At 61.4% G+C, this 25,175-nt stretch carries 23 protein-coding genes; 18 read left to right on the forward strand and 5 right to left on the reverse strand.

The genetic code is table 11. The features are described from left to right. Positions 1–98: 98 nt before the first annotated feature. Together ACRARG_RS19275 and mntR are read right to left on the reverse strand one after the other, a co-directional pair. Positions 99–443 (reverse strand): hypothetical protein, encoded by a 345-nt coding sequence (locus tag ACRARG_RS19275; RefSeq protein WP_009503859.1) that lies wholly within the window; start codon positions 441–443, stop codon positions 99–101. Between the two features lie 124 nt (positions 444–567). After that, a complete protein-coding gene (gene mntR / locus ACRARG_RS19280) occupies positions 568–1,020 on the reverse strand; it encodes a manganese-binding transcriptional regulator MntR (RefSeq protein ID WP_009503860.1) in 453 nt (150 codons plus the stop codon). 269 nt (positions 1,021–1,289) lie between these two features. On the opposite strand from mntR, the gene ACRARG_RS19285 reads away from it, so the two are divergent. Then, entirely contained in the window at positions 1,290–2,345 is a 1,056-nt protein-coding gene (locus ACRARG_RS19285) for a multicopper oxidase domain-containing protein (protein WP_432691753.1), read from the forward strand. After that, on the forward strand, positions 2,342–3,523 hold the full coding sequence (locus tag ACRARG_RS19290) for a ZIP family metal transporter (RefSeq protein WP_089851959.1): 1,182 nt from the start codon (positions 2,342–2,344) through the stop codon (positions 3,521–3,523). Before ACRARG_RS19285 ends, ACRARG_RS19290 begins: the two co-directional genes overlap by 4 nt. A 327-nt stretch (positions 3,524–3,850) precedes the next feature. Here ACRARG_RS19290 and ACRARG_RS19295 read toward each other — a convergent pair whose 3' ends face one another. Beyond that, the gene (locus tag ACRARG_RS19295; protein WP_432691754.1) at positions 3,851–4,930 is read right to left on the reverse strand and encodes a hypothetical protein; all 1,080 of its coding nucleotides are present in this window, start codon (positions 4,928–4,930) and stop codon (positions 3,851–3,853) included. Between the two features lie 299 nt (positions 4,931–5,229). On the opposite strand from ACRARG_RS19295, the gene ACRARG_RS19300 reads away from it, so the two are divergent. The 11 genes from ACRARG_RS19300 to ACRARG_RS19350 all read left to right on the forward strand — a co-directional run bounded on the left by ACRARG_RS19300 (position 5,230) and on the right by ACRARG_RS19350 (position 17,382). Then, positions 5,230–7,401, forward strand: a complete 2,172-nt coding sequence (locus ACRARG_RS19300; RefSeq protein WP_008335691.1) for a ParB/RepB/Spo0J family partition protein — start codon at positions 5,230–5,232, stop codon at positions 7,399–7,401. 126 nt (positions 7,402–7,527) lie between these two features. Further along, the gene (locus tag ACRARG_RS19305; RefSeq protein WP_008335689.1) at positions 7,528–7,908 is read left to right on the forward strand and encodes a DUF3768 domain-containing protein; all 381 of its coding nucleotides are present in this window, start codon (positions 7,528–7,530) and stop codon (positions 7,906–7,908) included. Between the two features lie 116 nt (positions 7,909–8,024). After that, on the forward strand, positions 8,025–8,321 hold the full coding sequence (locus tag ACRARG_RS19310; protein WP_008335680.1) for a hypothetical protein: 297 nt from the start codon (positions 8,025–8,027) through the stop codon (positions 8,319–8,321). Positions 8,322–8,398: 77 nt separating this feature from the next. Then, on the forward strand, positions 8,399–8,782 hold the full coding sequence (locus ACRARG_RS19315) for a DUF6878 family protein (protein WP_008335679.1): 384 nt from the start codon (positions 8,399–8,401) through the stop codon (positions 8,780–8,782). Position 8,783: 1 nt separating this feature from the next. Further along, on the forward strand, positions 8,784–9,260 hold the full coding sequence (locus tag ACRARG_RS19320) for a DUF6915 family protein (protein WP_008335678.1): 477 nt from the start codon (positions 8,784–8,786) through the stop codon (positions 9,258–9,260). 106 nt (positions 9,261–9,366) lie between these two features. Continuing rightward, the gene (locus ACRARG_RS19325; protein ID WP_008335676.1) at positions 9,367–10,011 is read left to right on the forward strand and encodes a hypothetical protein; all 645 of its coding nucleotides are present in this window, start codon (positions 9,367–9,369) and stop codon (positions 10,009–10,011) included. Between the two features lie 50 nt (positions 10,012–10,061). Next, positions 10,062–10,313: a type II toxin-antitoxin system ParD family antitoxin gene (locus ACRARG_RS19330; RefSeq protein ID WP_037207773.1), complete on the forward strand. Its 252-nt coding sequence runs from the start codon at positions 10,062–10,064 to the stop codon at positions 10,311–10,313. Continuing rightward, positions 10,306–10,605 (forward strand): type II toxin-antitoxin system RelE/ParE family toxin, encoded by a 300-nt coding sequence (locus ACRARG_RS19335; protein WP_008335672.1) that lies wholly within the window; start codon positions 10,306–10,308, stop codon positions 10,603–10,605. The genes ACRARG_RS19330 and ACRARG_RS19335 overlap by 8 nt, the downstream gene beginning before the upstream one ends. Positions 10,606–10,731: 126 nt before the next feature. Then, positions 10,732–15,129: a strawberry notch-like NTP hydrolase domain-containing protein gene (locus ACRARG_RS19340; RefSeq protein WP_008335670.1), complete on the forward strand. Its 4,398-nt coding sequence runs from the start codon at positions 10,732–10,734 to the stop codon at positions 15,127–15,129. Continuing rightward, on the forward strand, positions 15,126–16,172 hold the full coding sequence (locus tag ACRARG_RS19345; RefSeq protein WP_008335668.1) for a DUF7146 domain-containing protein: 1,047 nt from the start codon (positions 15,126–15,128) through the stop codon (positions 16,170–16,172). The genes ACRARG_RS19340 and ACRARG_RS19345 overlap by 4 nt, the downstream gene beginning before the upstream one ends. Positions 16,173–16,470: 298 nt before the next feature. After that, complete coding sequence (locus tag ACRARG_RS19350; RefSeq protein ID WP_008335666.1) at positions 16,471–17,382, forward strand: DUF2493 domain-containing protein; 912 nt, start codon at positions 16,471–16,473, stop codon at positions 17,380–17,382. A gap of 8 nt (positions 17,383–17,390) precedes the next feature. On the opposite strand, the gene ACRARG_RS19355 is transcribed toward ACRARG_RS19350, so the two are convergent. Next, entirely contained in the window at positions 17,391–17,684 is a 294-nt protein-coding gene (locus ACRARG_RS19355; RefSeq protein ID WP_008335665.1) for a helix-turn-helix domain-containing protein, read from the reverse strand. A gap of 129 nt (positions 17,685–17,813) precedes the next feature. On the opposite strand from ACRARG_RS19355, the gene ACRARG_RS19360 reads away from it, so the two are divergent. The 5 genes from ACRARG_RS19360 to repC all read left to right on the forward strand — a co-directional run bounded on the left by ACRARG_RS19360 (position 17,814) and on the right by repC (position 23,962). Next, complete coding sequence (locus ACRARG_RS19360; protein ID WP_008335662.1) at positions 17,814–18,977, forward strand: ATP-binding protein; 1,164 nt, start codon at positions 17,814–17,816, stop codon at positions 18,975–18,977. Positions 18,978–19,532: 555 nt separating this feature from the next. Further along, entirely contained in the window at positions 19,533–19,871 is a 339-nt protein-coding gene (locus tag ACRARG_RS19365; protein WP_008335659.1) for a DUF736 domain-containing protein, read from the forward strand. Between the two features lie 209 nt (positions 19,872–20,080). Beyond that, entirely contained in the window at positions 20,081–21,436 is a 1,356-nt protein-coding gene (locus ACRARG_RS19370) for a ParA family protein (protein WP_009804235.1), read from the forward strand. Next, positions 21,433–22,455 carry a ParB N-terminal domain-containing protein gene (locus ACRARG_RS19375; RefSeq protein ID WP_037207731.1) on the forward strand — a complete coding sequence of 341 codons (1,023 nt, stop codon included), beginning with the start codon at positions 21,433–21,435 and terminating at the stop codon, positions 22,453–22,455. The genes ACRARG_RS19370 and ACRARG_RS19375 overlap by 4 nt, the downstream gene beginning before the upstream one ends. A 226-nt stretch (positions 22,456–22,681) precedes the next feature. Next, a complete protein-coding gene (gene repC / locus ACRARG_RS19380; RefSeq protein WP_081940158.1) occupies positions 22,682–23,962 on the forward strand; it encodes a plasmid replication protein RepC in 1,281 nt (426 codons plus the stop codon). Positions 23,963–23,974: 12 nt separating this feature from the next. Here the strand turns inward: repC and ACRARG_RS19385 are convergent, their stop codons facing one another. Then, the gene (locus ACRARG_RS19385) at positions 23,975–25,090 is read right to left on the reverse strand and encodes a tyrosine-type recombinase/integrase (protein ID WP_432691755.1); all 1,116 of its coding nucleotides are present in this window, start codon (positions 25,088–25,090) and stop codon (positions 23,975–23,977) included. Positions 25,091–25,175: the final 85 nt, after the last annotated feature.

The following is a 25,175-nucleotide window of genomic DNA, read 5'->3' on the forward strand; positions in this document are numbered from 1 at the left end:
CAATTGCGCGGCGATGTTCATGGCCCCGCGCAAACGCCCATTTGAGGGCGTCCGGCACGGAGAAACACACGAAGCGCAATCAGGAGCCGTGTGTCAGATCAGAGGTAGAATCGAGGAGGTTGCTGGGCCGGGGGGCCGGATATTCCGTGCGGGACGTCCACGAGCTGGATTTCATGGGCTGCGGTGGCAGCGATCGGGCTGGTACCAGCCGGGATCGAAAGAAGAGCGGCCATTCCCGCGGCATTGCACACAAAATCACAGACGGAACCCAACTTACCGTCTTCCAAGCTGCCGCAGGCGTCGCAATCGTCCATCGCCATCATGCCGTCATCCGTGGAGACCATTGACGAGGCCATGGCAATTGAGCCAGCAGACTGCGCGACCGCGCCGATGGCAAAAGCCACCAGCGAGAGGATACAGATAAGGCGTGCCCAACGTCTCATGATCTTGATCTACTACCCGGGCGATCCGAATGAAAGCGGCACAATATCACGTTTCTTGGAACATCCGAAGGTTGGCTTGTTCAAGTCCTCGGCAAAACGACTTCTTTCAGCGGCAACCACCCGCCTATGACCGCTTGGAAAAGGCCGCGAACAGGGCAAGCGTCCGTTCGCTGACATGGTGCTCGATGCCTTCGGCATCGCGTTCCGCGGTCTCGGGATCGAGCCCGAGGCTCAGGAGAAACCGCAAGACGATCTCGTGGCGATGTCTGCATTCCTTGGCAAGCGCCCGACCTTCCTCAGTCAGGAAGACCGAGCGGTATTTCGCGCGAGTGATCAGGCCGTCCCGCGCCAGACGGCCAAGCGTCTTGGCGACTGTAGGCGCGGTCACGCCCATGCGTGTCGCAATATCGACCGGCCGGGCCTCGCCGTTCTCGTGGATGAGTTCGGCGATCAGTTCGACATAATCTTCCGCCACTTCGCTGCGCCGCGCTTCGCGCACACCGATGAAGGCCTCGGCGCGGGATTCGACCGCACGTGCCTCTGCCTCGTTTGAGTCAAGGTTATCATCATCCGTCATGCCGTCACCCTCGCACGATCGGGATTGACTCGTAAAGCCTAAGCGATGATTATTAGCCGAAGCTAACTTTTTGCGCCGGGACTTTGGCCTGCGTGTCAACTGAGGGGACATCGTCCATGCCTGTCGATACCAGCAAGCGAGGGCGCGATGTGTCGTCCGCCGTGGAGACATCTCGGCCCACAGCGCCACCTGCGATGGTCACGGAGCCAGTATCGGCGTCGCGACGCGCGTTGTTGGTCAGCGGTCTGGTGGCTGCCGGCGGAGCGGCCGTGGCCGCGAGCCGCGCGCAATCCCAGGCAACGCCCGACCCGATGGCGGGGCATGCGATGTCCGGCGGGGCGGTCGATCCGTATTCGGCCCATGACAGTGGCATGGCGCATGGCAACATGACGATGGTCGGCCAAGTCGACCACGCCCGGAACGGGTTCGACCCGACGGCCATGCTGACCGACTGGGAGACCGGTCGCACCGAAGTCCTGCCGGATGGGCGCACGTTGCGAACGTTCGAGGTGGACGCCATCGACGTGGAGATCGAGATCGCTCCCGGCGTTTTCTTTCCCGCCTGGACGTTCAACGGCCGCGTGCCAGGCCCCGCCCTGCGAGCGAAGGAGGGCGAACGACTGAGGATCGTCTTTCGCAACCTCGGGTCACACCCGCATTCCATGCATTTTCACGGCATTCACTCGGCGCGAATGGACGGCGTTCAAGGCGCCGGGCTGATCGATCCGGGCGAGGAGTTCGTCTATGAGTTCGATGCCAAGCCCTTCGGCTGTCATCTCTATCATTGCCACGCGCTGCCGCTGAAACGGCACATGCACAAGGGCATGTACGGCCTGTTCGTGGTCGATCCAGATCCGGCGCGCCACCCCGAATTTGCGGCCGTTGCGGCGTCGCGTGTGATGGGCAGCCCGGAGAACGCCGAGTGGCAGGAACTGGCAATGGTGATGAACGGCTTTGATACCAATTTCGACGGCGAGAACGAGGTCTATGCCGTCAATACGGTCGGCCAGGTTTACATGAACGAGCCGATCCGGATCGACAAGTCGCGCCCGGTGCGCATCTACCTCATGAACGCGACCGAGTTCGACCCGATCAACTCGTTCCACCTGCATGGGAATTTCTTCGACTACTACGACACTGGCACCCAGTTCACGCCGACCCTGCGCACAGTCGATGTGATAATGCAGTGCCAGGCGCAGCGCGGCATCCTTGAATTCAGCTTCGCCGACCACGAGGACGGGATGTACATGTTCCATGCGCACCAGGCCGAGCTCACCGAACTTGGCTGGATGGCCTTTTTCGACGTGCGGGAGGCCGGAGCATGACCGACCAAAGCCACCTCCGCCGCCCGCCGATGATCCGGCTGCTTCAGGTCCTCGTGCCGCTGGCCGCCATGCTGGGTGCCTTTGTCTGGATCGCCTCGCTCGATCCCTTGCGCGGCTTCAACAACGGCGCCCCCCCGGTCGAGGCGCTGACCGTCGAACGGACGATCCTCGATGGGTCGGGGATATCGCTCAGGGTGCGCGCCGGCGGATCGGATGCGATGGTGGTCGCGCAGGTTGCCGTGGATAATGCCTACTGGACCTTTACGCAGGAACCGGCGGGGCCGATTGCCCGCGGCGATGCGGTCTGGCTGCGCATTCCCTATCCGTGGGTCCTTGGCGAGGCCCATCATATCAATCTGCTGACGAACACAGGCGCGACCTTCGGGCACGAGATCGCGGTGGCAGTTTCGACGCCAAGTCCCACCTGGGGGCAACTTCGGCTCCAGGCGGTGATCGGGGCGATCGTCGGCCTTTTGCCGGTAGCGCTTGGCCTGATGTTCTATCCGGCCATGAAGGGCGTCGGGCAAAGGGGGATGAACTTTCTGCTGGCGCTGACGGTCGGGTTGCTGGCCTTCCTGCTGATCGACACCATATCCGAGGCACTGGAGCTATCGGCAGAAGCGGCCGCGATATTCCAAGGTTCTGCCATGGTCTGGCTGGCGGCGCTTACAAGCTTTCTTCTATTGATGGCTATCGGGCGCTGGCGCGGCAATCCGGAAGGCATCGCGCTTGCGTTCTACATTGCCCTCGGGATCGGGCTTCACAACTTCGGCGAAGGGCTGGCAATCGGCGGCGCATTCGCCGCCGGGTCGGCGGGGCTTGGAACTTTCCTCGTCCTAGGCTTTGCCTTGCACAATGTCACCGAGGGCATAGGCATCGCCGCCCCGATGCTTCGTGCCCGGCCAACGCTTTGGACGTTTGCCGCTCTGACCCTGCTCGCCGGTGGCCCGGCCATCCTCGGAATGTGGGCGGGCAGCCTTGCCTATGCGCCGCAATGGTCGGCACTGGCACTCGCCGTCGGAGCGGGTGCGATCCTGCAAGTCATGGTCGAGGTCAGCGCCTACCTTGTACGTCAAAACGCCGACAGGCAGGCGGCGCTGATGTCACCAGCCGTACTGGTCGGGTTTCTGGGCGGCATCGCCTTCATGTACGCGACGGCGGCATTGATCAAGATCTGAGCGGTGATCGGCTGTTTCGGCTTCATGGGGCGGTCGCCCAGCTCTATAAACTGACCCCGTCTGTCCACGGGGAGATCGCAATTTTCGTGCCCCAGTTTGTGCGCCCAAGAGACTTATTCTTTCGTGATTTCGAAATAAAGAATTTGAGGCTAGAGCGACTAGAGGATCCCACAGATAGGTGAAAACACCGCAAATCCATCTGACTACTATTTCTGAGCCGCACGTCGAAATCGACTGTCTCATATTTTTGGTCTGTCACGATTCTGGTCCTCCGTTGAACTATCAACAAATGTTACGCACCAAAACGAGTGCTTCTTTAGAGGTGTTTCATGGCATCGCCCGCCACATGCGGAAACGCACCTGTTCGGTCACCTCGCGGATTAGACCTTGCGCTGCCATCCAAGCAAGGTTGCGCTGGACGGCGGCGCGGCTGGCACCGGTCAGGGTCTCGGCCATTGGAGCGGAGACGACGGGCCATTCGGTCAGCACCGCGCGCAATGCAGGTGGTGTCTTGCCAGAGAGCGGTGCCATCATGTTGTCCGCCCGCGCTGACCATGCCTGGATATCGTCGAGGTGCCGCATCGCGGTCAGGCATGCTGTTTCCATTCCCTCGAGCCAACGCTGCAAGCGCTCGGCAGGTGGGCCACTGGCGCGCAGCCCCCCTGCCCCGCGCATAGCCAGAGGCGCAAAGATGGCCCCCCCATTCAAATTCGGGCCTTCGCTCGCGGCAATGCGTGCGGCGGTAACCGCCGCTTCCATCCGGTCGTCCTGTTGCCCGAGGCCCGCAAGGTTCCAGAGGTGAAACCCCATGCAGGCGCGTGTAATCGAATGCAGGTGGGCGGCTTGCGCCATCAGGTCAAGCCAACCGACCGCGCGATCCGCAAAGGGCTCGGCTTCATTGGCCATGTTTTCAGGGTCACGGCGATCGAGGAAAGCGGATAAGTCCACCTCTGGACCGGGACCGCCTGTCAGACGGCGCACCGCCCATCCGACACGCGCGAGCGCTGCGGTGTCGTCCTGCACCCCGGACAAGCGCATGGATATCCAAAGCGCCAGCCGATCCGGGCCAATTCGGTCACCCACAAACCAGCTGAGGTCTGCCGCCTCGATCAGGGCGAGCCTGAGCCGCCAGCCTTCCGGCCCACGGTGCAGACGGTCATCCAGCGCGCCAATCCGGCTAGCCACACGGGCAAGACGGGCGGCATTACCTGCCTCTGCCTTCCGCCAATCGTCGAGGACTGCGGTTTCAGGCAGCTCTGACCTCGGTCTGGGCGGCAGATAATCCGGCTCCACTTCTATTGGACCGGGCAGGAACCACAGGTCGTCCTCGGACGTCTCTTCAATCCCCTCTGCATCAACTAGAGGATCGTCCAATTTACTATACTGCGTAGGTACTTGAGGCTTCATATGTGCAAAATATGGCGCTTTTGCATTTTACCAAAGTGTTTTGTTAGGGTGCGCCTGCACACCCTATATAGCACGCGCGCGCGGTGGTCTGCGATATCTCTCTGATCGCGCTCAGCATATGAAAACCAAGGGGTTTTTGATTTGCAGCACCACAAAGAGCGCCCTTGCCTCTGTTTACAAACGGTCGATTGGTGACGTGATCCGCAACTGGAAAAAGCCAGAGAAAGGGAAGCCCGGGTGCCGGGCTTGATAGGATAGAGAGAGTCTCATCCGGGTCCGGCGTAACAAGGACCCTGACCATGGCCAAGACCTCAACCCGCCCGAAACCCGCCACCGTGAAGAAGACAGAAGCCGCCGCATCGGCAACGGCTGACGGAGCGACCGACATTCGTCTGATCCCGCTCGACCAGCTGGAGCCCAGCCCGCTCAACGTTCGCAAGGTGGCGCCGAGCGCCAGCGTCGAAGCCGAGCTTCTCGCAAGCATTCGCGAAACCGGCATCAAGCAGAACCTGGTGGTTCATGCGCTGTCTGAGACACGTTTTGCGGTTGATGCCGGCGGTCGCCGCCTCAAGGCGCTGAAGCAGCTCGCCGATGACGGCGTGATCCCAGTTGATCACCCCGTGCCCTGCCTCGTCGAGGACGAGCGCAACGCCATCCTCACATCTACCACGGAAAACCTCCAGCGCGCGGCGATGCACCCGGCCGACCAGTTCGAAGCTTTTGAGGCGATGATCGCCGAGGGGCGCAGCGAGGACGAGATCGCGCTGAAGTTCGGCGTCTCGGTCGACCTGGTGCGACGTCGTCTCAAACTCGCCCGTGTCGCGCCCGAGATCATCGAACAATTCCGTGCGGGCGATCTGACCCTCGAATGCGTGATGGCTTTCACGCTGACCGACGACCATGACCGCCAACTGGCAGTTTGGAACGCGGTGAAGGGCGGCTATCACATCCACCCACAGAGCATCAAACGCCAGCTGACTGAGACCGCGCATTCGGCGAACTCGGCCCTCGGGCGCTTTGTCGGCATCGAGGCGTATGAGGCGGCAGGCGGCGTTCTGCTGCGCGATCTCTTCGACGATCGTGCCAGCGCCCATATGGAAAACCCCGAGCTCCTGGAGCGCCTCGCCATCGAGAGGCTGCAGGCTGCGGCCAAGACTTTTGAGGGGATGTGGAAATGGGTCGAGGTTCACCTCTCGGTCGACTACGGCGCGTTTCGCAGTTTCGGGCGGGTCTATCCGCAGGATGTCGATCCCGATCCGGACTTGCTCGCCGAGGAGGAACGTCTCATCGCCCGCGAAGAGGAATTGGCGGCGCAGAACGACGGCGAGGATTGGTCTGAGGCGGAGACGGAGGAATACTACGCAATCGAGCCGCGTTTGCGCGAGATCGAAGCCCTGCAGCGCGAACGGCAACCGTACGCGGACGAAGATCGTGCCATCGCGGGCGTGGTTCTGACCATCGGTCATGACGGGGCGCTACGTGTCGAGAAAGGCCTCGTGCGACCAGAAGATATCCCCGCTGCGACCGAGCCGGGCGAGGATAGTGCTGAAGCGGGTGATGCCCCATCCCCTGCCCGCCCGCACGTGACGCCGCCAACCTCCTCGACGCCGGTGCCAACCTCCGATCCGGCGGCGACCTTGCGCAAGGCGGATGGGATTTCGGCGAGCCTCGCCGACGATCTGCGCGCGACGCGTCAGCACATCCTGCGGGCGCATCTGGCGGCGGATTTCGAGGTGGCGTTCGATGCGATGCTCTACGCGCTCTGCGAACAGGCTTTGGGGCGGTCCTACAACAACGAAGCGCTCGACATCTCGATCCGGCCTTTCCAGGCGCAAGACCGCGAGGTGCTGCATGCGGATACTGTCGCCCAGAAAATGCTCGAGGCACTGGAACAGGACCTCGCCACCGACTGGATGAAGCTCGAGAAACCAGAGGACTTCCGGGTGATGTCGGCGCTGCCTCTTGCCGATAAGCAGGCGCTTTTCGCCTGGGCGACGGGTCTGGCGGTAAAGCCGCAGCTCTCCTCCGACAATCGCCCCTCCCCAATCATCGAGGAGATTGGCGCGCGGCTTGATGTCGATGTGGCGGCCTGCTGGCGCCCGACCGCGCAAAACTACTGGGGTCGAGTCAACAAGGGCCATGCAGTCGCGACTGCGCTCAAGCTGATCAGCGAGGACTACGCCGAAGATCGCAATCGCGAGCGCAAGGGCGATATCGCGGCCGCGATGGAGCGGGCTTTCGCGGAAACCGCCGGCGAGACGGAAGGGTTCGGCGCGGCGACGGTTGCGAAGACGACGCGCTGGCTGCCCGACGGGATGGCGTTTGCCGGTGCGATGGACGCTGACGCCGACATGGGTGACGATGTGCCCGAGGCCGAAGAAGGCGACCAGCCCGCCTCAGATACTCAGATCGATGCCGAGAACGACGAACCGTCGTCCTTGCCAGCCTTCCTCAGTGGGGATGCTGCCTGACGAAGCGACCACCGACCTGAACCTGACATGATCTCTGGGCCGTCCTCACATCGAGGGCGGCCCTTTCCGGCTGGCGGGTTGACCACAGCCGATAACGGATCAGCTGGCCCGTCCCGGAGAATTCCTATGACCACCACACTCGACCTCGACCCCGTTCAGGAAGCCGCACTTATCGCTGCGCAGAATGACGCCTTTCGCCGTACCATCCTTGGCAATGCCCCAGTTGCCGATGCCCCGCAGGGCCAGTTCGTAATGACACGCGGCGTCGCGGCGCTTGGGCTCGATGTGCAGCTGGAACTCACCCGCCGCGTCGCCGCTTTCGACACCTTCATTGCCGACAGCGACCCCCATGGCTGGCACGAGATGGGTGTCATTGAGCTTGAGGACACGACGGTCTGGTTCAAACTCGACCTGTACGATGTCGACTACCAATACGGCTCCCCCGAGCCCTCTGACCTTGCGCAAACGCGTCGGGTCCTGACCCTGCTGCTGCCGTCGGAATACTGACGCCCCCCATCCCTAGTCACCGCCCCGGACCGCCCTTGCACAAAGGGCGGTCCTTTCAGGCTGGCGGGTTCCAAAGGGCGCGATACCCGCGTCCGGCCCGCCACAGGAGACCAGAGATGGCCAAGACACTCGACTACCAGATTACCCTCTATCCCGCGCATCGCGATGGCGCCTTCGTTGTCACTCAGTTCCAGATGATGGCGAGCTACCCCGAAAAGCGCATCCAGGCCGCGGGAATGGATGACCTGATCGACAAGGTGACGCAGTTCGCAATGGAGCACGGCGAGAGCTGCAGCGCTTCGGTGCGTTGTCTCGCCCCGCGCAAACCGCCGGGGTTCAAGCGCGCGACCGAGAACCTCTATTTCAACCTGGTAGATCGGACGGCTGAAGACCGCGGCGACGCTGCGGCCTGAAGCCCCGCAGGAAACTTCCTGGGCGACCCCGCGTAATGGTCGCCCTCCCATTTCCTCAATTCCAAAGGATCAAAGACATGACACAAGAGACTGATTTCTACGCGCAGATACTCGAATCCCAGAGGCGTGCTGCCGAACAGCGGGTAGAAACCCGCGCGACGCTTCTTTCCGAACTGCGCACCCTCGGCGTAACGAACATCGAGGTGCAATACGAAGGCTACGGCGATTCCGGCAATGTCGAGGATGTCGTGGTGACCCCTGACACGATCATCCTGACGGAAGACCTGCGGCGCCGGGCCGAAGATTTCGGCTGGGACTTCGCCTATGCCCTGTGCCCCGGGTTCGAGAACAACGAGGGCGGCTATGGTGAACTGACTTGGTCGCTTGAGACTGACAAGATCGATGTCAGTCATTCGAACCGTTACATCGAGACCAACACCACTGAACACGAGGGGCTCTGACATGGCACACCCCCTCCATCACGCTGAAAGCTCAGCCCGAAAGTTTGGCGGTGTGCCAAACGATTACCAGCATGTGCATGACTGGTTTGACTCATCCAAAGAGCACCTAGGTCTCTTTGTTCACAGAGCCCAAAAACATCATACCGTTGGGATCTATGATGCTGAACGCCACTTCGGTCGCAGCCTGACCAACAGCGCGGGCCGGGTTGTTCCCATCCGCTGGATCGGCGAGCAGCATGTGCGCGAAGACTGCCAAGGACGCATCCCGTCGCTGGCGGACTGGCTCGGGCGCATCCAGCCAGAGCCGTGGATGGCCAATGGCCGGATCGACAACGACCCGACACAGATTGTTGGCGATCCGCGCGCAGTTTGGGTCGCGGCGGTGGTCAATCACCAGACCATTCTCGGCTTCGAGGACTGGCTGCTGAAGGTTTCGGTTGAGCACATCCAAGATCGTCAGAACCGCGCTGCTGCCTGATCCACCGGACGGCAAACTCGCCGACCACCTGACCACGTCCAAATCGACCCGCCTGCGGCCTCAACCGGCTCGGCGGGTCGATTGCGTTTCAAGAAAGGATATCGAAATGCAAGACCCTGTCTACGAGGAGGCCTACCAAGGCCATACCATCAAGATCTACCATGACCCGGATACTGAGAGCCCGAGGGAGTGGTCCAACCTCGGGAAACTGATCTGCTGGCACCGGCGCTATCGGCTGGGCGACAGCCATCCCTTCGACAGCCCAGATGCGCTCCTGCGCGATCTCTCGGGCGTCACAGACCAGAGCGACCTCTCGATTGAGCAGCTGCGCGAGCGCGCCGAGCGCAAGGCGATCTTATTGCCCGTGTTTCTCTACGATCATTCCGGTCTCGCGATGAACACGATCGGGTTTCACTGCCCGTGGGATTCCAGCCAAGTCGGCTATGTCTACGTGACGCTCGACGCGGTCCGGGAAGAGTTCGGCGTGAAACGCGTCACCAAGGCGATGCGCGAAAAGGCCAAAAACATTCTGCGCGCTGAGATCGTCACCTTCGATGCCTACCTCGGCGGCCAGGTTTATGGCTATGTCGTCGAGCGTGACGGCGAGGAGGTCGATGCCTGCTGGGGGTTCTTCGGGCACTATGAGTTGGACTGCCTGTCCGAGGCACGAGCATTTGTAGATCACCTGACTTTGCGAGAGCTGCACAGACCTGCCGGCGCCGAACAGGGCGCAAGCCCACCCCCGAGTTGAAATGCCCGAAATACTCATATATCTTATTCATGCGTATTCTGGAGATGAGCATGGCAAGCACAAGCGTCACACTTGGCCCCCATTGGGACGAATTCATCGCCCTGATGCTTAAAGAGGGGCGTTACGGGTCAACCAGCGAGTTGATCCGCGCCTCTCTGCGCCTGATGGAGGAGCAGGAAGGTCAGCGGGCGCGGCTTCGCGTTGCGCTGATGGAGGGCAAACAATCCGGTGACGCCGGTCCGCTTGACATGGATGAGATCAAGCGCGAGGCGCGGAGCCGCTCTGGCGCTTCTGATGCGTGAAATCCATCACTCCCAGGCGGCAAAATCCGATCTCGTCGACATCTGGGTCGAGACAGATCGACAGTGGGGCGCGGCGCAGGCGGACCGCTATCTCGACGACATCGATCGTGCCCTGAAGGGGCTCATCGCCAACCCGCAAATGGGATCGGACTGCTCCGACCTCCAGCAGGGTGCGCGTAAACTGATCACGGGTCGGCACCTCGTGTTCTACGAGGTGGACCCGGACAGGATATTCGTGATCCGGGTCCTGCATCAGTCCATGGACGTGCCGAGGCATCTGCGGTCGTCCTGATAACGGGCAAATTTGCACCGGGGCTTTGCCATGAAAGAGCGAGAGACAGGGCGGGAGGGGTGACCCCTCCCGGGTGAGAGAGTGCGCGCGGGGCTTGGGGCCAACCCTCAACCCCGGAGATTGCCGATGAACGCTCACCCCCATTCCGTCCCGCTTGCGCCCGAGGCCGAGACCCCTGCCCGCTCGGAAGCCTCGCGCTTCGCCCAAAACCTTTTGCTGGCTGCGAAAACCCTCGTCCCCCAGTTCGAGGCGGGCAAGCCCATCGACGCCGCTGCCCTGCGCGCCGCGATGGAAGAAGCTTCCGGTGCCAGCGACACCAGTGGTGCCTGGGTCTGGAAGGACGTCTATGAGGCCGCAGAGGTCGCCCAGATCCTGATGCTCTCGCGCTACGGTGCGCTGATACAGCGGCAGGCGGCTACGCCGCACGCCTTTCTTTCCATGATCGAACGCCTCGCCGGTTTGGCGCCCTCTCACACGCGGCGCTCGGAAGACAGCATCCGTCTGCAACAGTTTTCGACCCCTCTGCCGCTCGCAGCCATCGTCGCGCAGGCGGCGGGGTTTCGGGCCGACGAACTCGTGCTCGAGCCCTCGGCCGGCACCGGCATGCTGGCGATCTTCGCCCGGATCGCAGGCGCTCGCCTGGCGCTGAACGAGCTCGCTGAGACCCGCCGCGCGTTGCTGGAGCAGCTTTTCTCCGACGCTGCAGTCTCGGAACACGATGCCGCCTCGATCGACGACCGTTTGGATCGGTCGATCACGCCCTCGGTCATCGTGATGAACCCACCGTTCTCGGCCGCTAGCCACGTCGAAGGCCGGTTCCGGCAGGCCACCAGCCAACATGTTCTGTCTTCCCTTGCTCGCCTCGCGCCCGGTGGGCGTCTCGTTGTCATCACCGGCGAGAGTTTCCGTCCCTCCACCAAGAGTTTCCAGCCTACGTTTCAGCGGATCAGGCAAAGCGCTGACGTGGTGTTTTCCGCAGCCATCGACGGCAAGGTCTTCGCGCGGCATGGCACCACGATCGACACGAGGCTGACGGTGATCGACAAGCGCGTGGCTGGTGCTGAAGAGACCGCACCGGCTGATATTGACGCCGCCTATCATCCGATCTGCGCGACCACGAGTGATCTTCTCTCCGTAGTACTCACCCATTGTCCCGCGCGCCGCAACCCCCTGCCCTGCCCCACTGGCGCGGCTCTTTCGGTGCCACCTCGCCCGACCCGCACCAACCTCCACGCCCTGCGCAACGCAGCACGCAAAGAAACCCGCGCCCTCGCCGAGGAACGCGCGAAGCACCCGTTCGACGACATCGACACGGCCCCGCTCGACTACCTGCCGAAAGCCTGGAGCGAACCCGAGGGCGCGCTGCAGGATACGGTCTACGAAGCCTATGACCTGCAATCGATCCGGATCGACGGCGCGGCCGCTCATCCGACCGCACTCGTGCAATCCGCGGCCATGGCCTCTGTCCCGCCGCCTGTCCCGACCTACCGCCCAATGCTGCCGAAGACCCTCGTCGCGGACGGTCTCCTCTCCGCGCCGCAGCTTGAAAGCGTCATCTATGCGGGCAATGCCCACGAGACGCATCTCAAGGGCTGGTTCAAGCGCGGCGAGATCGAAGGTCAGCTGATGGCAGCGTCTGAGGATGACGAAGGTGCCTTTCGCCTGCGCAAGGGCTGGTTCCTCGGCGATGGCACGGGCTGCGGCAAGGGCCGGCAGGTCGCGGGCATCATCCTCGACAATTGGCTGCAAGGACGACGCCGCGCGGTCTGGGTCTCGAAGAGCGACAAGCTCATCGAGGATGCGCGCCGCGACTGGATGGCGCTTGGGGGGCGTGAAAGCGATATCGTGCCGCTCTCGAAATTCCGCCAGGGGAGCGATATCCGTCTCCCAGAGGGCATCCTCTTCGTCACCTATGCCACCCTGCGTTCTGCTGAACGCGACGGGAAAGCCTCCCGCCTCGATCAGGTGACGTCCTGGCTTGGCGAGGGGTTCAACGGGGTCATCGCTTTCGACGAAAGCCACGCCATGGCGAATGCCGCCGGCGAAAAGTCCGACCGCGGCGACAAGAAGGCATCCCAACAAGGCCTTGCTGGCCTCGCGCTGCAAAATGCCGTTCCCGATGCCCGGGTGCTCTACGTCTCAGCGACCGGCGCGACGGTGGTCGGCAATCTCGCCTATGCCTCCCGTCTCGGGCTCTGGGGCACGGGTGATTTCCCTTTCGTGACGCGGGCCGAGTTCGTTGCCGCGATGGAGGCCGGGGGCATTGCTGCCATGGAGATGATCTCGCGCGATCTGAAGGCGCTCGGGCTCTATCTTGCGCGGTCCCTCTCCTATGCCGGGGTCGAATACGAAATGCTGGTGCATGAGCTGACGCCCGCACAGATCGCGATCTATGACAGCTATGCCGATGCCTACCAGATCATCCACACCAACTTGGAGGCCGCCCTTCAGGCCTCGGGTATTTCCTCCGAGACCGGTACGCTGAACCCCCAGGCGAAATCCGCTGCGCGCTCGGCCTTCGAGAGCAACAAGCAGCGTTTCTTCAATCATCTCATCACCGCCATGAAATGCCCTTCGCTCATCCATGCGATCGAAGCGGACCTGGCCGCGGGGCATTCGGCCGTGATTCAGGTGGTCTCGACCAGCGAGGCGGTGATGGAACGGCGCCTCGAAGAGATCCCGCCCTCGGAGTGGGACGACCTGCAGGTCGATTTTACGCCGCGCGAGAACATCATGGACTACCTCATGCACAGCTTCCCGACGCAGCTCTTCGAGCCCTACTCCGACGAGAACGGCGACCTACGCTCGCGTCCCGCCCTCGATGGTGATGGCAATCCGATTATCTGCCGTGAGGCGGAGCGGCGGCGGGATGAGCTTGTCGAGCATCTCGGTGCCCTTGCCCCGGTGCAGGGCGCGCTCGATCAGATCCTGTGGCATTTCGGGGGCGATGCGGTGGCCGAGGTCACGGGGCGCAAGCGGCGCATCGCGAGGACGCGTGAAGGGCGGCTCAAGGTCGAGAACCGAGCCGCCTCCTCCAACCTCGGCGAAACCCAGGCCTTCATGGATGACGCCAAGCGCATCCTGATCTTTTCTGACGCCGGTGGCACGGGGCGCAGCTACCACGCCGATCTTGGTGCAAAGAACCAGCGCCTCCGGGTGCATTACTTGCTTGAGCCTGGCTGGAAAGCCGACAATGCGATTCAGGGGCTGGGGCGTACCAACCGCACGAACCAAGCGCAGCCGCCGCTCTTTCGCCCCGTTGCCACAGACGTGAAGGGTGAGAAGCGGTTCCTCTCCACCATCGCCCGCCGCCTCGATACGCTCGGGGCCATCACCAAGGGGCAACGCGAGACGGGTGGGCAGAACATGTTCCGCGCCGAGGACAACCTCGAGAGCCCTTATGCACGAGCGGCGTTGCGGCAGTTCTTCTACAAGCTGCGCGCGGGCAAGATCGACGCCTGCTCCTACTCCAGGTTCCAGGAGATGACCGGGCTGACGCTCGATGAGGCGGATGGCACGATGAAGGAAACCCTGCCGCCGATCCAGCAGTTCCTGAACCGCTGCCTCGCGCTCCGCATCGACATGCAGGACGCGATCTTCGAGGCCTTCGGCGGGTTTCTTTCGGCGATAATTGAGGACGCGCGTCAGGCAGGCACCCTCGATGTCGGGCTAGAGACCCTGCGCGCCGAGAAGTTTGAGATCGTTGATCGCAAGGTCATCTTCGAGCATGAGGCGACGGGCGCGACGGCAACTGCGCTGACCGTGGAGCGTATCGATCGCAACGATCCGCTCACTCTGCCCCGCGTCAAAGCCATCTGCGCCGACACAAGAGGCGCGACGCTGTGCTGGAACAAGACCTCCAAACGCGCGGCCCTGATGGTGAAAGCGCCGGCCTTCATGGACGAGGATGGCGTGCCGATCTTGCGGGTGAAGCTCCTGCGGCCCATGGCGACCGAAATCCTCGCGCTGACCGAGTTCTCGAAGTCGCACTGGGAAGAGATCGATGATGCGATGTTCGAGCAGCTCTGGCAGGCCGAGGTCGACGCGGTGCCGGAGTTCACTACATCGAAGATCACGCTGATCTGCGGCCTCCTCCTGCCGATCTGGGACCGGCTGCCCGCCGACAACATGCGGATCTATCGTCTGCAGACCGAGGACGGGGAGCGCGCCATCGGCCGCTTGGTCAGCCAGGAACAGCTTCTCAATGTCTATGCGCGCCTTGGTCTCGACTGCCAGATTGAGATGACGCCGCAGGAGGTGTTCGGCGCGGTCATGGACGCGAAGACGACCCTCAGCCTGCTTGGGGGCTACCAGTTGCGTCGCTCTCTGGTCATGGGACAGCCGAGGCTCGAGCTGATCGGAGCGTCGGGCGCGGCACTGCCCGCATTGAAGGCCTTGGGCTGTTTCACCGAGGTGATCCAGTGGAAGACGCGGGTGTTCATCCCGGTGGATTGCACCGAGGTGCTGGCGCGGGTCCTTGCCGCGCATCCGGTTGGCGCAAGCGCAGCGGATGCAGCCGCATGAGCGCGCGGCGCAGCATCGCAGACCTCTCGGCTGATCTTGCAGACCGCGCCGAGAGTTTCTGCCGCCAGTATTTCCCCGAGGGGTCCAAGCAGGGCAACTATTGGCAGGTTGGCGACACTTCGGGCGCAAAGGGTCAGAGCCTCGCCATCCGGCTGCAAGCTCAGGGTGGGCGCAAAGCCGGATCTTGGACCGATTTCGCGACCGGTGAGTATGGCGATCTGATTGACCTGATGCATGAACGGCTTGGTTCGGTCACGCTCAAGGAAACGCTGAGGGAGGCCCGGTCCTTTCTCGGCGAGGCCCCCTGCCCTTCCTTACCTTGTGACACCCAAAGGGCTGAGTGCCCCGATGCTGCCTCTAGCAAACGCATTGCGCGGGCGCGGAAGCTCTTTGCCGCTGGCAAGCCGGTTCTCGGCACCTTGGCTGCCACCTATCTGCAGGGGCGCGGGATCACACGGCTGGGTCCGGCGCTGCGTTATCACCCGCGGGTTTTCCTGCGGCAGGGCGAGGACGACGCCGATCCGCCGCAAAGGGCCCCTGCCCTGCTCGCGAAGATCACCGACAATCGGGGCCAGATCACCGGCTGCGCACGCTTCTATCTCGACCCGTCCACCGGCGGTTTGGCCGAGATCGAGAGCCCGAAGCGGATCCTCGGACAGCTGCACGGCCATGCCATCCGCTTCTGGTCCGGCAAGGCGCGCAGCGATCTCATCGTCGGTGAAGGTCTCGAGAACACCCTCTCGGTCGGCACGGCTCTCTCCGAGTTTGACCTCGCCTCCTGTCTCACTGCCACCCATCTCGGCCTCTTCATCCCGCCGCCGGGGATCAAGCGTATCTGGATCGCGCGGGACAATGACGAAGCGGGACGAACCGCATCACTGAGACTGCGTAACCAACTGGAATCGCTTGGTATTGCCTGTGGTGGTCTCGTGCCAAACATGGGCGATTTCAACGACGATCTGCGGGCATTTGGCAAAGATGCGCTGCGCCGGTCGTTGCTTGAGGCCATGAAAGTACAAGGTCTGGAGATCGAGGACGGGTGAGCGCCAGCCCCATAAGTGACGTCCGACAGGGCAAAGGTTCCGCGGGTTCGATCTGAACCCGTTTGGAAAAGAGGAGCGATGGACCGGCGGGTCGGAGCAGAGTGCTCCTCGCCCGGACAGCAATGCGCCCCGCACCAGAAAATTCCCCTGAGCCTTCGGCTCATTCCTCGCGGGAGCAATTTTCCGGCCCTGGGCGCATTCTCCGCTGCGCTTCGATCCTGACGGATGCGGCCCGGTCGCCGCCGGTCCTGTTATCGCCCCATCCAAATCGGGTCAGATCAATCAGAGGAACCAGACAATGCCCCATCAGACAGACATCCCCGAGGAAACCGGCGTAACCTCCGCCATCCTCGACCACCTCGCACTTCATGGCGCAACACCAGGACCCGGCGAGACCGATCATCGCCCCCTGCCCCAGCCTGACGAGGTCGAGCTCGCCATGGCGACACTTTTCGACACCACTATCGGCCTCCTCACCGGCAGCCAGTTGGAAGACAATCTCGAAGAGATGCTCTGGTCCCTCACCTCGATCTTCCATCGCCGGCTTGCCCATATCCAGAAGCTTCTCGACGATAACGAATTCGAGGTCCGGGAAAGTTTGGCCATCCAGGACGGTTCCGAGGTCGCTTCGGTTGAACTGGAACGCCTCCAGTTGATCGGGCTTAAGCTCTGGGACCATCGCGACGCCTTCGAACAGATGCGCGATCTGGCCGTGGACCACTTCTCGGCCGCCACCGGGTCTCCTTGGCTGCCCCGCACCGGTTCCAAGGTCTCGCATCGCGGCCTGACTTCCGCCGTGGTGGACAGCCGGGCCTATCTCTCGGCCAAGCGCCGCAAAGAGACCGAGGTGCACTGCCCCGAAGGCACGCGGATCGCTTTCTCGGGCGGGGATTATCACGCCTACGATCTGATCTGGTCCGTCCTCGATGCCACCCATACGAAATATCCCGACATGGTGCTGCTGCACGGCGGTACGCCCAAAGGTGCCGAGATGATCGCGGCCCGCTGGGCAGATACCCGTGGCGTTACCCAAGTGGTCTTCAAGCCCGACTGGAAGAGCCACGGCAAGGCCGCCCCCTTCAAGCGCAACGACAAGATGCTCGAAACCATGCCACAGGGTCTGATTGCCACGCCCGGTTCGGGCATCACCGAGAACATCGTCGACAAGGCCCGCAAGCTCGGAATCCGCATCAAGAGGATCGGGGCTTAGGCCCCGGTTCACGCCCCGCGCAAGAGGTCCTGTACGACGGAAGGCTTCTTGGCGATCAATGCCAGCAGAACCTGTGCTGGGCCTGTCGGGTGCCGGCGCCCGTGTTCCCAGTTCAGGAGCGTACCTTTCGCGACGCCAATGCTCTTGGCGAACTCGGCCTGGGACAGGCCCGTCCGTTGCCGGACTTCGGCGACATCGACCTCCGCCACGGACACTTCATGCACTTTGGCGTCGGCCAAATCGCCATTCGCGAAGGCCAGAGCCTCTTCGAGGCCCTTGGATACAGATTTGAATGCACTCATTTTGCGTCGATGCTCCTTGGCCACGGCTGTTTTGCTGGGGCAGTAAGATACTTCGGCTTGAGCAACTAGCTATGGCCGCAGGTAAGATTAACCTTGCAAATCTTCCGTATCGTGGAGTAATTGCAAGGTATGTACAAACGCAAGACCCAACAATTCGTTCAGTCTTCCTTGGAGAGCCAAGCGGCTGTGGTCCTTCTCGGCCCCCGACAGGTCGGAAAGACAACACTTGCACTCGACATCGCATCAGAGCGCCCATCTGTCTATCTCGACCTTGAGCGTGAGGCGGACAGGCAAATCCTGACTGAACCAGATCTCTATCTGGACGAACAGGCGGGCAAACTCGTCATCCTCGACGAGGTGCAGCAGATGCCTGACCTCTTCAGAACCTTGCGCGGCCAGATCGATCAGCGTCGGCGGGCCGGGTTTCGGACGGGACAGTTCCTGCTATTGGGATCGGCTTCCAATATCCTCTTGCACCAAACGGCGGAATCCCTCGCCGGTCGTGTTCGATATGTTGAAATGCCCCCCTTGCAGCCTGACGAGGTGGGGGCCGATCAGTTGAACTTGCTCTGGCTGCGCGGCGGCTTTCCCGACAGCTTTCAGGCCGCGAGCGATCGGGCAAGTATGGACTGGCGTCTGGATTTCCTGCGCACCTATCTGGAGCGAGACATCCCTGCCCTCGGACCTCGGATTCCGGCAGCGACCTTGCGGCGGTTCTGGACGATGCTTGCGCATGTCCAGGGCGGCCTTCTGAACGCCGCGGCCCTTGCCGAGGGATTGGGCGTGTCCGGCCAGACCGTTGGGCGCTACCTCGATCTGCTCGTCGATCTCATGCTGGTGAGACGCCTGCAGCCCTGGCACGAGAATGTCGGCAAGCGTCTGGTGAAATCGCCAAAGGTCTATGTGAGAGACAGCGGCATCGTGCATGCGCTGTTGGGCATCGGCACGACAGAAGGCTTGCTCGGGCACCCGGTCGTCGGTGGCAGTTGGGAGGGGTTCTGTATCGAGGCGCTTCTTGCTGCCGCCCCTTTAGGCACCGAACCTTTCTTCTATCGCACTTCGGCCGGTGCTGAACTCGACTTGGTTTTGCGTTTGCCAAGCGGCGACATCTGGGCTGTTGAGATCAAACGGACGACTGCACCAAAGGTTTCGAGAGGATTTCACACAGGGGCCGAGGACATTGGAGCCAACCGAAAGCTCCTGGTCTATGCCGGTGAGCATGAGGTCCCCGTCGCGAAGGACATTCGAGCGTTACCACTGGCACATGCAATCGAGTTGTTGAGCGCGCTATGACCTCGTTTTTATCTCTGGCTCAGGACACTTCCATTGGTCTGAGGATAACAGCGACACGCGAAGAATCTCAGAGCCAGGTCTGGCCATTAGTCGGGCACCAGAGCGGATGAGTGTCTGGCAACTCGATGGTATCTGGACGCCTGCATCTCCGAATGCGAACGCAAACGCCCCTGTGATGCCACGGAAGGATGGGCGAATGCTCTGCCGTTGCCATCGATTTGTGATCTGACGGCTTTGGTCTTCGAAGAGTCTTGAAGTTTGGATGGACGAGAAGACAATCCCTACTCCTTGCGGCATCTCTCTCGTCTGTTCCCCTACTTTCCTTCATGGCCACCGCACTTCTCCCTTTGTCTGAGTTGCATGACATGCTGGTCGCAGCTGTCGTCCCGTCCACAAAGGTTGTCGCCGATCTTTTTCCCCTGACCCTGCGGGTCATTCCGCGCGGACCAAAAAGACCGGCGCCTGCCCCTCTCCGCTGCGCTCCGCCTTCGGTGTGGCCGGGCCTTGGCCAGCTGCAAGGTGACCATCATTGCAACGCAAACAAGGAGAAGAGCAATGACCACGAACTGCATCAAATTCACCAGCGCCGACATCGAAACCGCCAAGGGCGTCGGCTCCATCTCGACCCTGACCTTCGACCTCGACATCACGGTCGAACCCGTCGCGAGCTCGAACCCGATGGCCCCCACGCACCGCGTCCTCGGCCGCTCCCCGCGCGGCAAGTTGGTCGAGTGCGGCGGCATCTGGAAGAAGCAGAACAAGGAGACCGGCGCTGACTACTACACGCTGACCATCCGCGACCACGGCTTCAACGCCAACCTCGGCAAGGCCGCGAACCAGGACGATCTGTCCCTGCAGGCCGTCATCCCCTGGGGTCCCAAAGACGCCGCGTGACGGCTAAGGCCGGTCGGTTCTCCACCGACCGGCCCATCAAGACTCCAATCTTGAACGCGTTCAAGATTGGAGTTTTAGGGGTGGTGGAGCTTCTAAATAAGCGCCTGAAACTCATAGGCGCGTGGTATCTTTATTTTTCCTCCAAAACCGTGCTACCATAGAAGCAGAATCGAGTCGAACTCGGACCCAACCGAAGTCAGGGCTTAGGAATGAGCGGTAGTCTAGAACAGTTTTTGACGGACCTGTCACGTGGGCTTGAGCGCACGATGGTGGCAGTGAACAAGGAACTCACCTTGCGTCAGCGCATCAAGCGCACGTGGTCAATGCGCCAGTGCGCAAGGTTTATGAACGTCAGTATTCAGTATCTAACCAAGTTCGCCAATTCGAGCGACGACTTTCCCGCGGGCGAATATGTTGGAAGAGAGCGTGTTTTCACGCTTTCCGAATTGATGCACATGCGGGCCCTTCTGGCGGCCTCGGCAAAGCGGCCCTACGACTACCTAGCCTGGCGCAAACCCGACGCCCCCTTACCCGTCATCTCGTTTGCCAGCCAGAAAGGGGGCACGGCTAAGAGCCTGAGCGCCGCGCATTTTGCGCAGTATCTCAGCTTGCATTACGGCATGCGCGTTGGTGTCATGGATGCAGACCCGCAAAGCACGATAACGCTCTACTTTGTCGGGGGTGAAGGTCTTCCCCAGATGCCCGACGAAAACACCGCCTCCATGGTGGACTTTGCCGGCCTCTTCCAGTCGGAAGATGCGCCATACACTGATCACGATGCGCAGACGCTCGACAGCTTCTTTCTAAAGACCTCCTGGCCGGGGCTGCGTCTGCTGCCGGCACATGGCGAAACGTCTGAGGGAGAGATCCAGATTGCGCGCCTTGTGCGAGAGGCCCCCGCCGGAAAGAGCTTCTATCGCTACCTGCGCGATGCCCTTGATCGCTGGAAAGCGGGCCACCCGCCAAAAACGCTGCCCAACGAATTGGTAGTCGAGGGCAAGGTCGATCAGCAGCGACTGAACGCTGCGCTGACCGAGACCCTCGATGTCATCATCATCGACTATCAGCCTGCGTTGACACTTTTCCAGCTGAATAACGTGATTGCGTCGACTTCGCTGGTCATCCCGCAAACCATGAAGGGGTTTGACATCGCAACGCTGTCGACCTTTGTGACCGGCCTGCTGGGGATGCTTCAGCATATTCTGGCCCATGAACGGATCGAAATAGGAACTGGTGCCAACATGCTGTTGCCGACGATCGTCCAACGATCCAATGCGCAGGATCTAAACCACATCGGAAACCTGCTGGAACACTGCCCCACGGAAATTCTGCCGGTGTTTTATCTGCGTTCCGACGCAATCTCGAATGCGTCGGACGTCTATCAATCCGTATACGAATATGAGCCGGACACGCCGGGAAAACGCAAGGGGATCAACCGGTTCATCACGAATGCCGATGCGGTTAACGACGCCATAGTATCGCGACTCTGGCCGGGCTTCGAACGCGGTTATGCCAATACATGGATGGACGAGTTCTATGAAGATGACGGCGAGGGTGAAGCATGAAACGCAGTATTCCAAGGTCGCTGGTCAGCAAGGCTACTAGTCCCGACACATCCAAGGAGCGCACGCCCGGTCCCGAAGGCCGGGCAGAAACGGGCGACGCTGTTTCTACTCCTTTCAAGGGGGCCGGCAGTGCTTGGAAATCAGGGGCGCTTGCGCAATCGCAAGCCGCTGTGGAGCGAAGCAGAGCTGAGCTTTGTTCGGATATCTTAAACGGCCGCCACGAAATAAGCCTGTCGCCAGACCAGATATCAGATCCGATGGGGACAGACCGCCGTCAAGACTGGATGTCCCAGGAAGCATTCAGGTCTCTGGTAAACAGCATTGCCTCGAACGGGCAGGACACACCCATTCTGGTGTGGCCCGAGGATCCGGATTGGGAGCCGGATCCGTTGGAGCCGTCGAACGTCACTGGTGTTCCATTTGTCATGCTTACAGGACGCCGCCGACTGGCGGCCGCGTCGGAGTTGGGTTTACCTCTTCGTGCAATCCTCGCTTCGCCGGAAGCGCGAAACGCCGAGAACAGCAAGTTTGAGATGTTGTTTCTGCGGTTCCGCGAGAATGAGGAGCGCGAGAATCTTAGCCCATTTGAGCGTTTGGTTTCGATTGGTGAAATGTATGAAACGTTGGCTTCTGGGGCAGACAAGCTGACAGCTGTGGCCTTCGCAAAGAAAATTGGCGTGCATGAGAGCCTAGTCTCACGAGCGAGGTCTGTTTTCGCTGCGCAGGATCAGATCTTGAACGCGTTCAAGAATGTCTACGACATGAGCTTTCGTGATTTGCAGGGAGCCTTAGCGAGCTTGGAGAGGGTGAACAAACCCAAGCTCAAACCGAAGGCAAAGCCCAGAAAGCTCACGGTCAAACGCAAGGTGGGCAACCGAAATCTTTCGGCGACTTCAGTCGATGGAAACCTATCCATCAAGGTTGCAGGTGTGCCGATAGACCAAGAGCGTCTCGAGAAGCTCGGAGATTTAGTCGCCGACTACTTGAGCGCCGAAGGTTCGGGGAAGGAAACCGACTGACGACAATGTCAGCGACATATCCTCCAGAACGACGAGGCAAGGAGCAAAAAGGAACGACAATCGAAATAAAGGCAAAAGAAAAGCCCCCAAGCGGTGTGGCCTGAGAGCTGATCTTAATGGTTTGGTCACCTTCAAGATAAGTCTCGCAGGATTCACTGTCAACGACGAACGCTCCTGAGCGAACGGCTTTCTTTTGCCTCCACATAAACGGAGGTGAGATACAGGCATGAAACATACAGGTTGGCGCAAGCCGACACCGGGTCTTGGGGTTGCTGAGCAACTTGCCCAAGCCGGTGAACGGGTAGCAGTACCCAAAACACGGGCATTCGTGGCACTTAAGCGCGTGGGGGCACATATCGGCTTGAAGGCCGGAGACATGTTGCTCCTCGACACGCTCGGGGCCTTTACCCAGGCCCAGGACTGGGAGGAGGGGCAGCGTCCGATCGTCTGGGCGTCGAACGCCTATCTGATGGAGCAAACGGGTTTTTCGCTGTCTGCCCTCAAGCGCCACGCGCGGCGCCTTGCTGAGATCGGCGTGATCTCCTTCCAGGATAGCCCCAATGGCAAGCGGTGGGGCCGCAGAGACGTCGATGGCCGCATCGTCGAGGCCTATGGCTTCGATCTGTCGCCGCTCTCAGCCCGTGTCGAGGAGTTCGAGGAGCTTCATGCTGAGTTGCAGGCTGAACGCGAGCTCTGCCTACGCCTGAAGCGCCAGATCACTGTGGCGCGCCGGATGATCCGAGCCCGGATCGAGGCAGCTCTCAGCAGCGCTCTGCGTGGGCCCTGGAGGCAATTCACGGGGCTTTTTGAGGAGCTTCTGGAACGACTTCCGCGCCGTCATGAAGCTTCAGAGCAGTTGGAGCGGCTATTGGCATGGTTCAAGGAACTCCAAGAACGGGTCGAGGCGGCTTATCTTAAGGCGACTGTTGCGACAAAACCTGTGGAAAACACCGATGATAAACACGCCCAAGTCACGAAGAAGACTCAAGAAATGAACCCCAGGGAGGTCATTTCTGAACCTCATATACTAATTACAAACCAACTTAATCCTGTAACTAGTAATTCCTCTGAAAAAGAGGAAGCGGCGGGTGTGGTGCCTAATGCCCAACCCGAAGAGCGGGTTGATAGGGAGCTGGAAGACTGGGTTGCCGAGGTACGCAAGAAGCGGACAGCGCTCGATCTGCCGACAATCATGCAGGCCTGTCCGGAATTCGCATCCTGGGCGCGGAATTTGGGTGGATTCCTGAAAGATTGGGGCGATCTGCACCGGGTTGCCGGTCAACTCAGGCCGATGATCGGGATCTCTGAGCATGCCTGGAACGTGGCGCAGGACCGAATGGGCACCCAGGTGGCCACGGCCGCGTTTGCCCTCGTCTTCGAGAAGCACAGTGCGGGCGAGGTTGCCTCGCCGGGCGGCTATCTGCGGGGCATGGTCGAGAAGGCCGGGGCAGGGGAGCTGCATCTCGAGCGCAGCTTCTATGGTAGGCTCAGTGGGCAGGCGGCGTGATAGGGCAGGGGCTCAGAGACCGGCGGCTTTGGTCAGGTTCACCCGGAACCGGTCCCGGCGGCGCTGATAGCGGCGGGTCATCTCGGCGGAAGCGTGGCCGAGGTGTTTCTGGACGTAGCGCTCGTCGACTTCGGCGGAGCTGGCGAGACCGGCGCGCAACGAATGGCCGGAGAACAGCGCCAGGCGGTCTTTCTCAGGCAGGTCCGACCGGATGCCGGCGTCGAGCACGGTGCGCTTGATCAGGCGCGCGACGTGTTTGTCGTTGAGGCGTGTCTCCAGCGCCTTCTTGCCGTCCCGCGAGGTGCCGACAAAGATTGGGCCAAAGTCGATCTTGGCGAAGTGCAGCCATTGTTCGAGCGCATGGACAGGGCAGGTCTGATCCTTGGAGCCGCGGCCGATCTCGACCTCGCGCCAGCCGGTCTTGGCATTGAGGGTGAGCAGGGTGCCCTTGTCGAACACTTCAACCCAGCCGCCCGAGTCCGGCGTGTCGTCCTTGTGGACATCGAGGCTGACGATTTCCGAGCGACGAAGGCCGCCGGCGTAGCCCAGCAGCAGGATCGCGCGATCCCTGAGGCCGCGCAGGTCAAAAGGCAGGGTGGCCACCATCGCAAGGATGTCATCGGCCAGGATCGCTTCCTTTTGCACCGGCGGACGGGCGTGTTTGCGTTTGATCCCGGCCAGCACGGTGGCGATATGGCGGTTCTTGCGATCGAGGGCAAAGCCGCGCTGCGCATAGTTCCAGGCGAGGCCCGACAGGCGGCGGTCGATGGTGCTGACCGATAGGGCAGGGGAGGGGCCCGCTCCGGACGCCAGGTCCGCAAGGTAGAGCCCGATCATTTCGGGCGACGGGGGCAGAGTCTCCGCGCCCTTCATCCGGCACCAGCGCGCGAAATGCGCCCAGTCTTTCGCATAGGCCTTCAGCGTATTGTCCGAGGCCGCGGCGCGCGCATAGTCGCGCGCGGTATCCACCAGCCGATCGAGCGTGCCTGAACCAGCCACAAAGGAAGGAAGGCTCAAAGCCTCGCTGCTGGGATGATCTCTCTCGTTGTTCTCGCTGACCGAAGGCCCATTTGGCGGCTTTGAGATCGATTTTGTCGGTCTGCCGGAATTTCTGAGACTGCGTTCCATTTGTTTTCAATGACTTGCCTGTGTCGCATTTCTGAAACCGATTCAGGGTATGTGAGACTGGACGCCGATTTGAGTCACCATTGGT

The organism is Pseudooceanicola profundi (assembly GCF_050897955.1).
Classification (GTDB): domain Bacteria; phylum Pseudomonadota; class Alphaproteobacteria; order Rhodobacterales; family Rhodobacteraceae; genus Pseudooceanicola.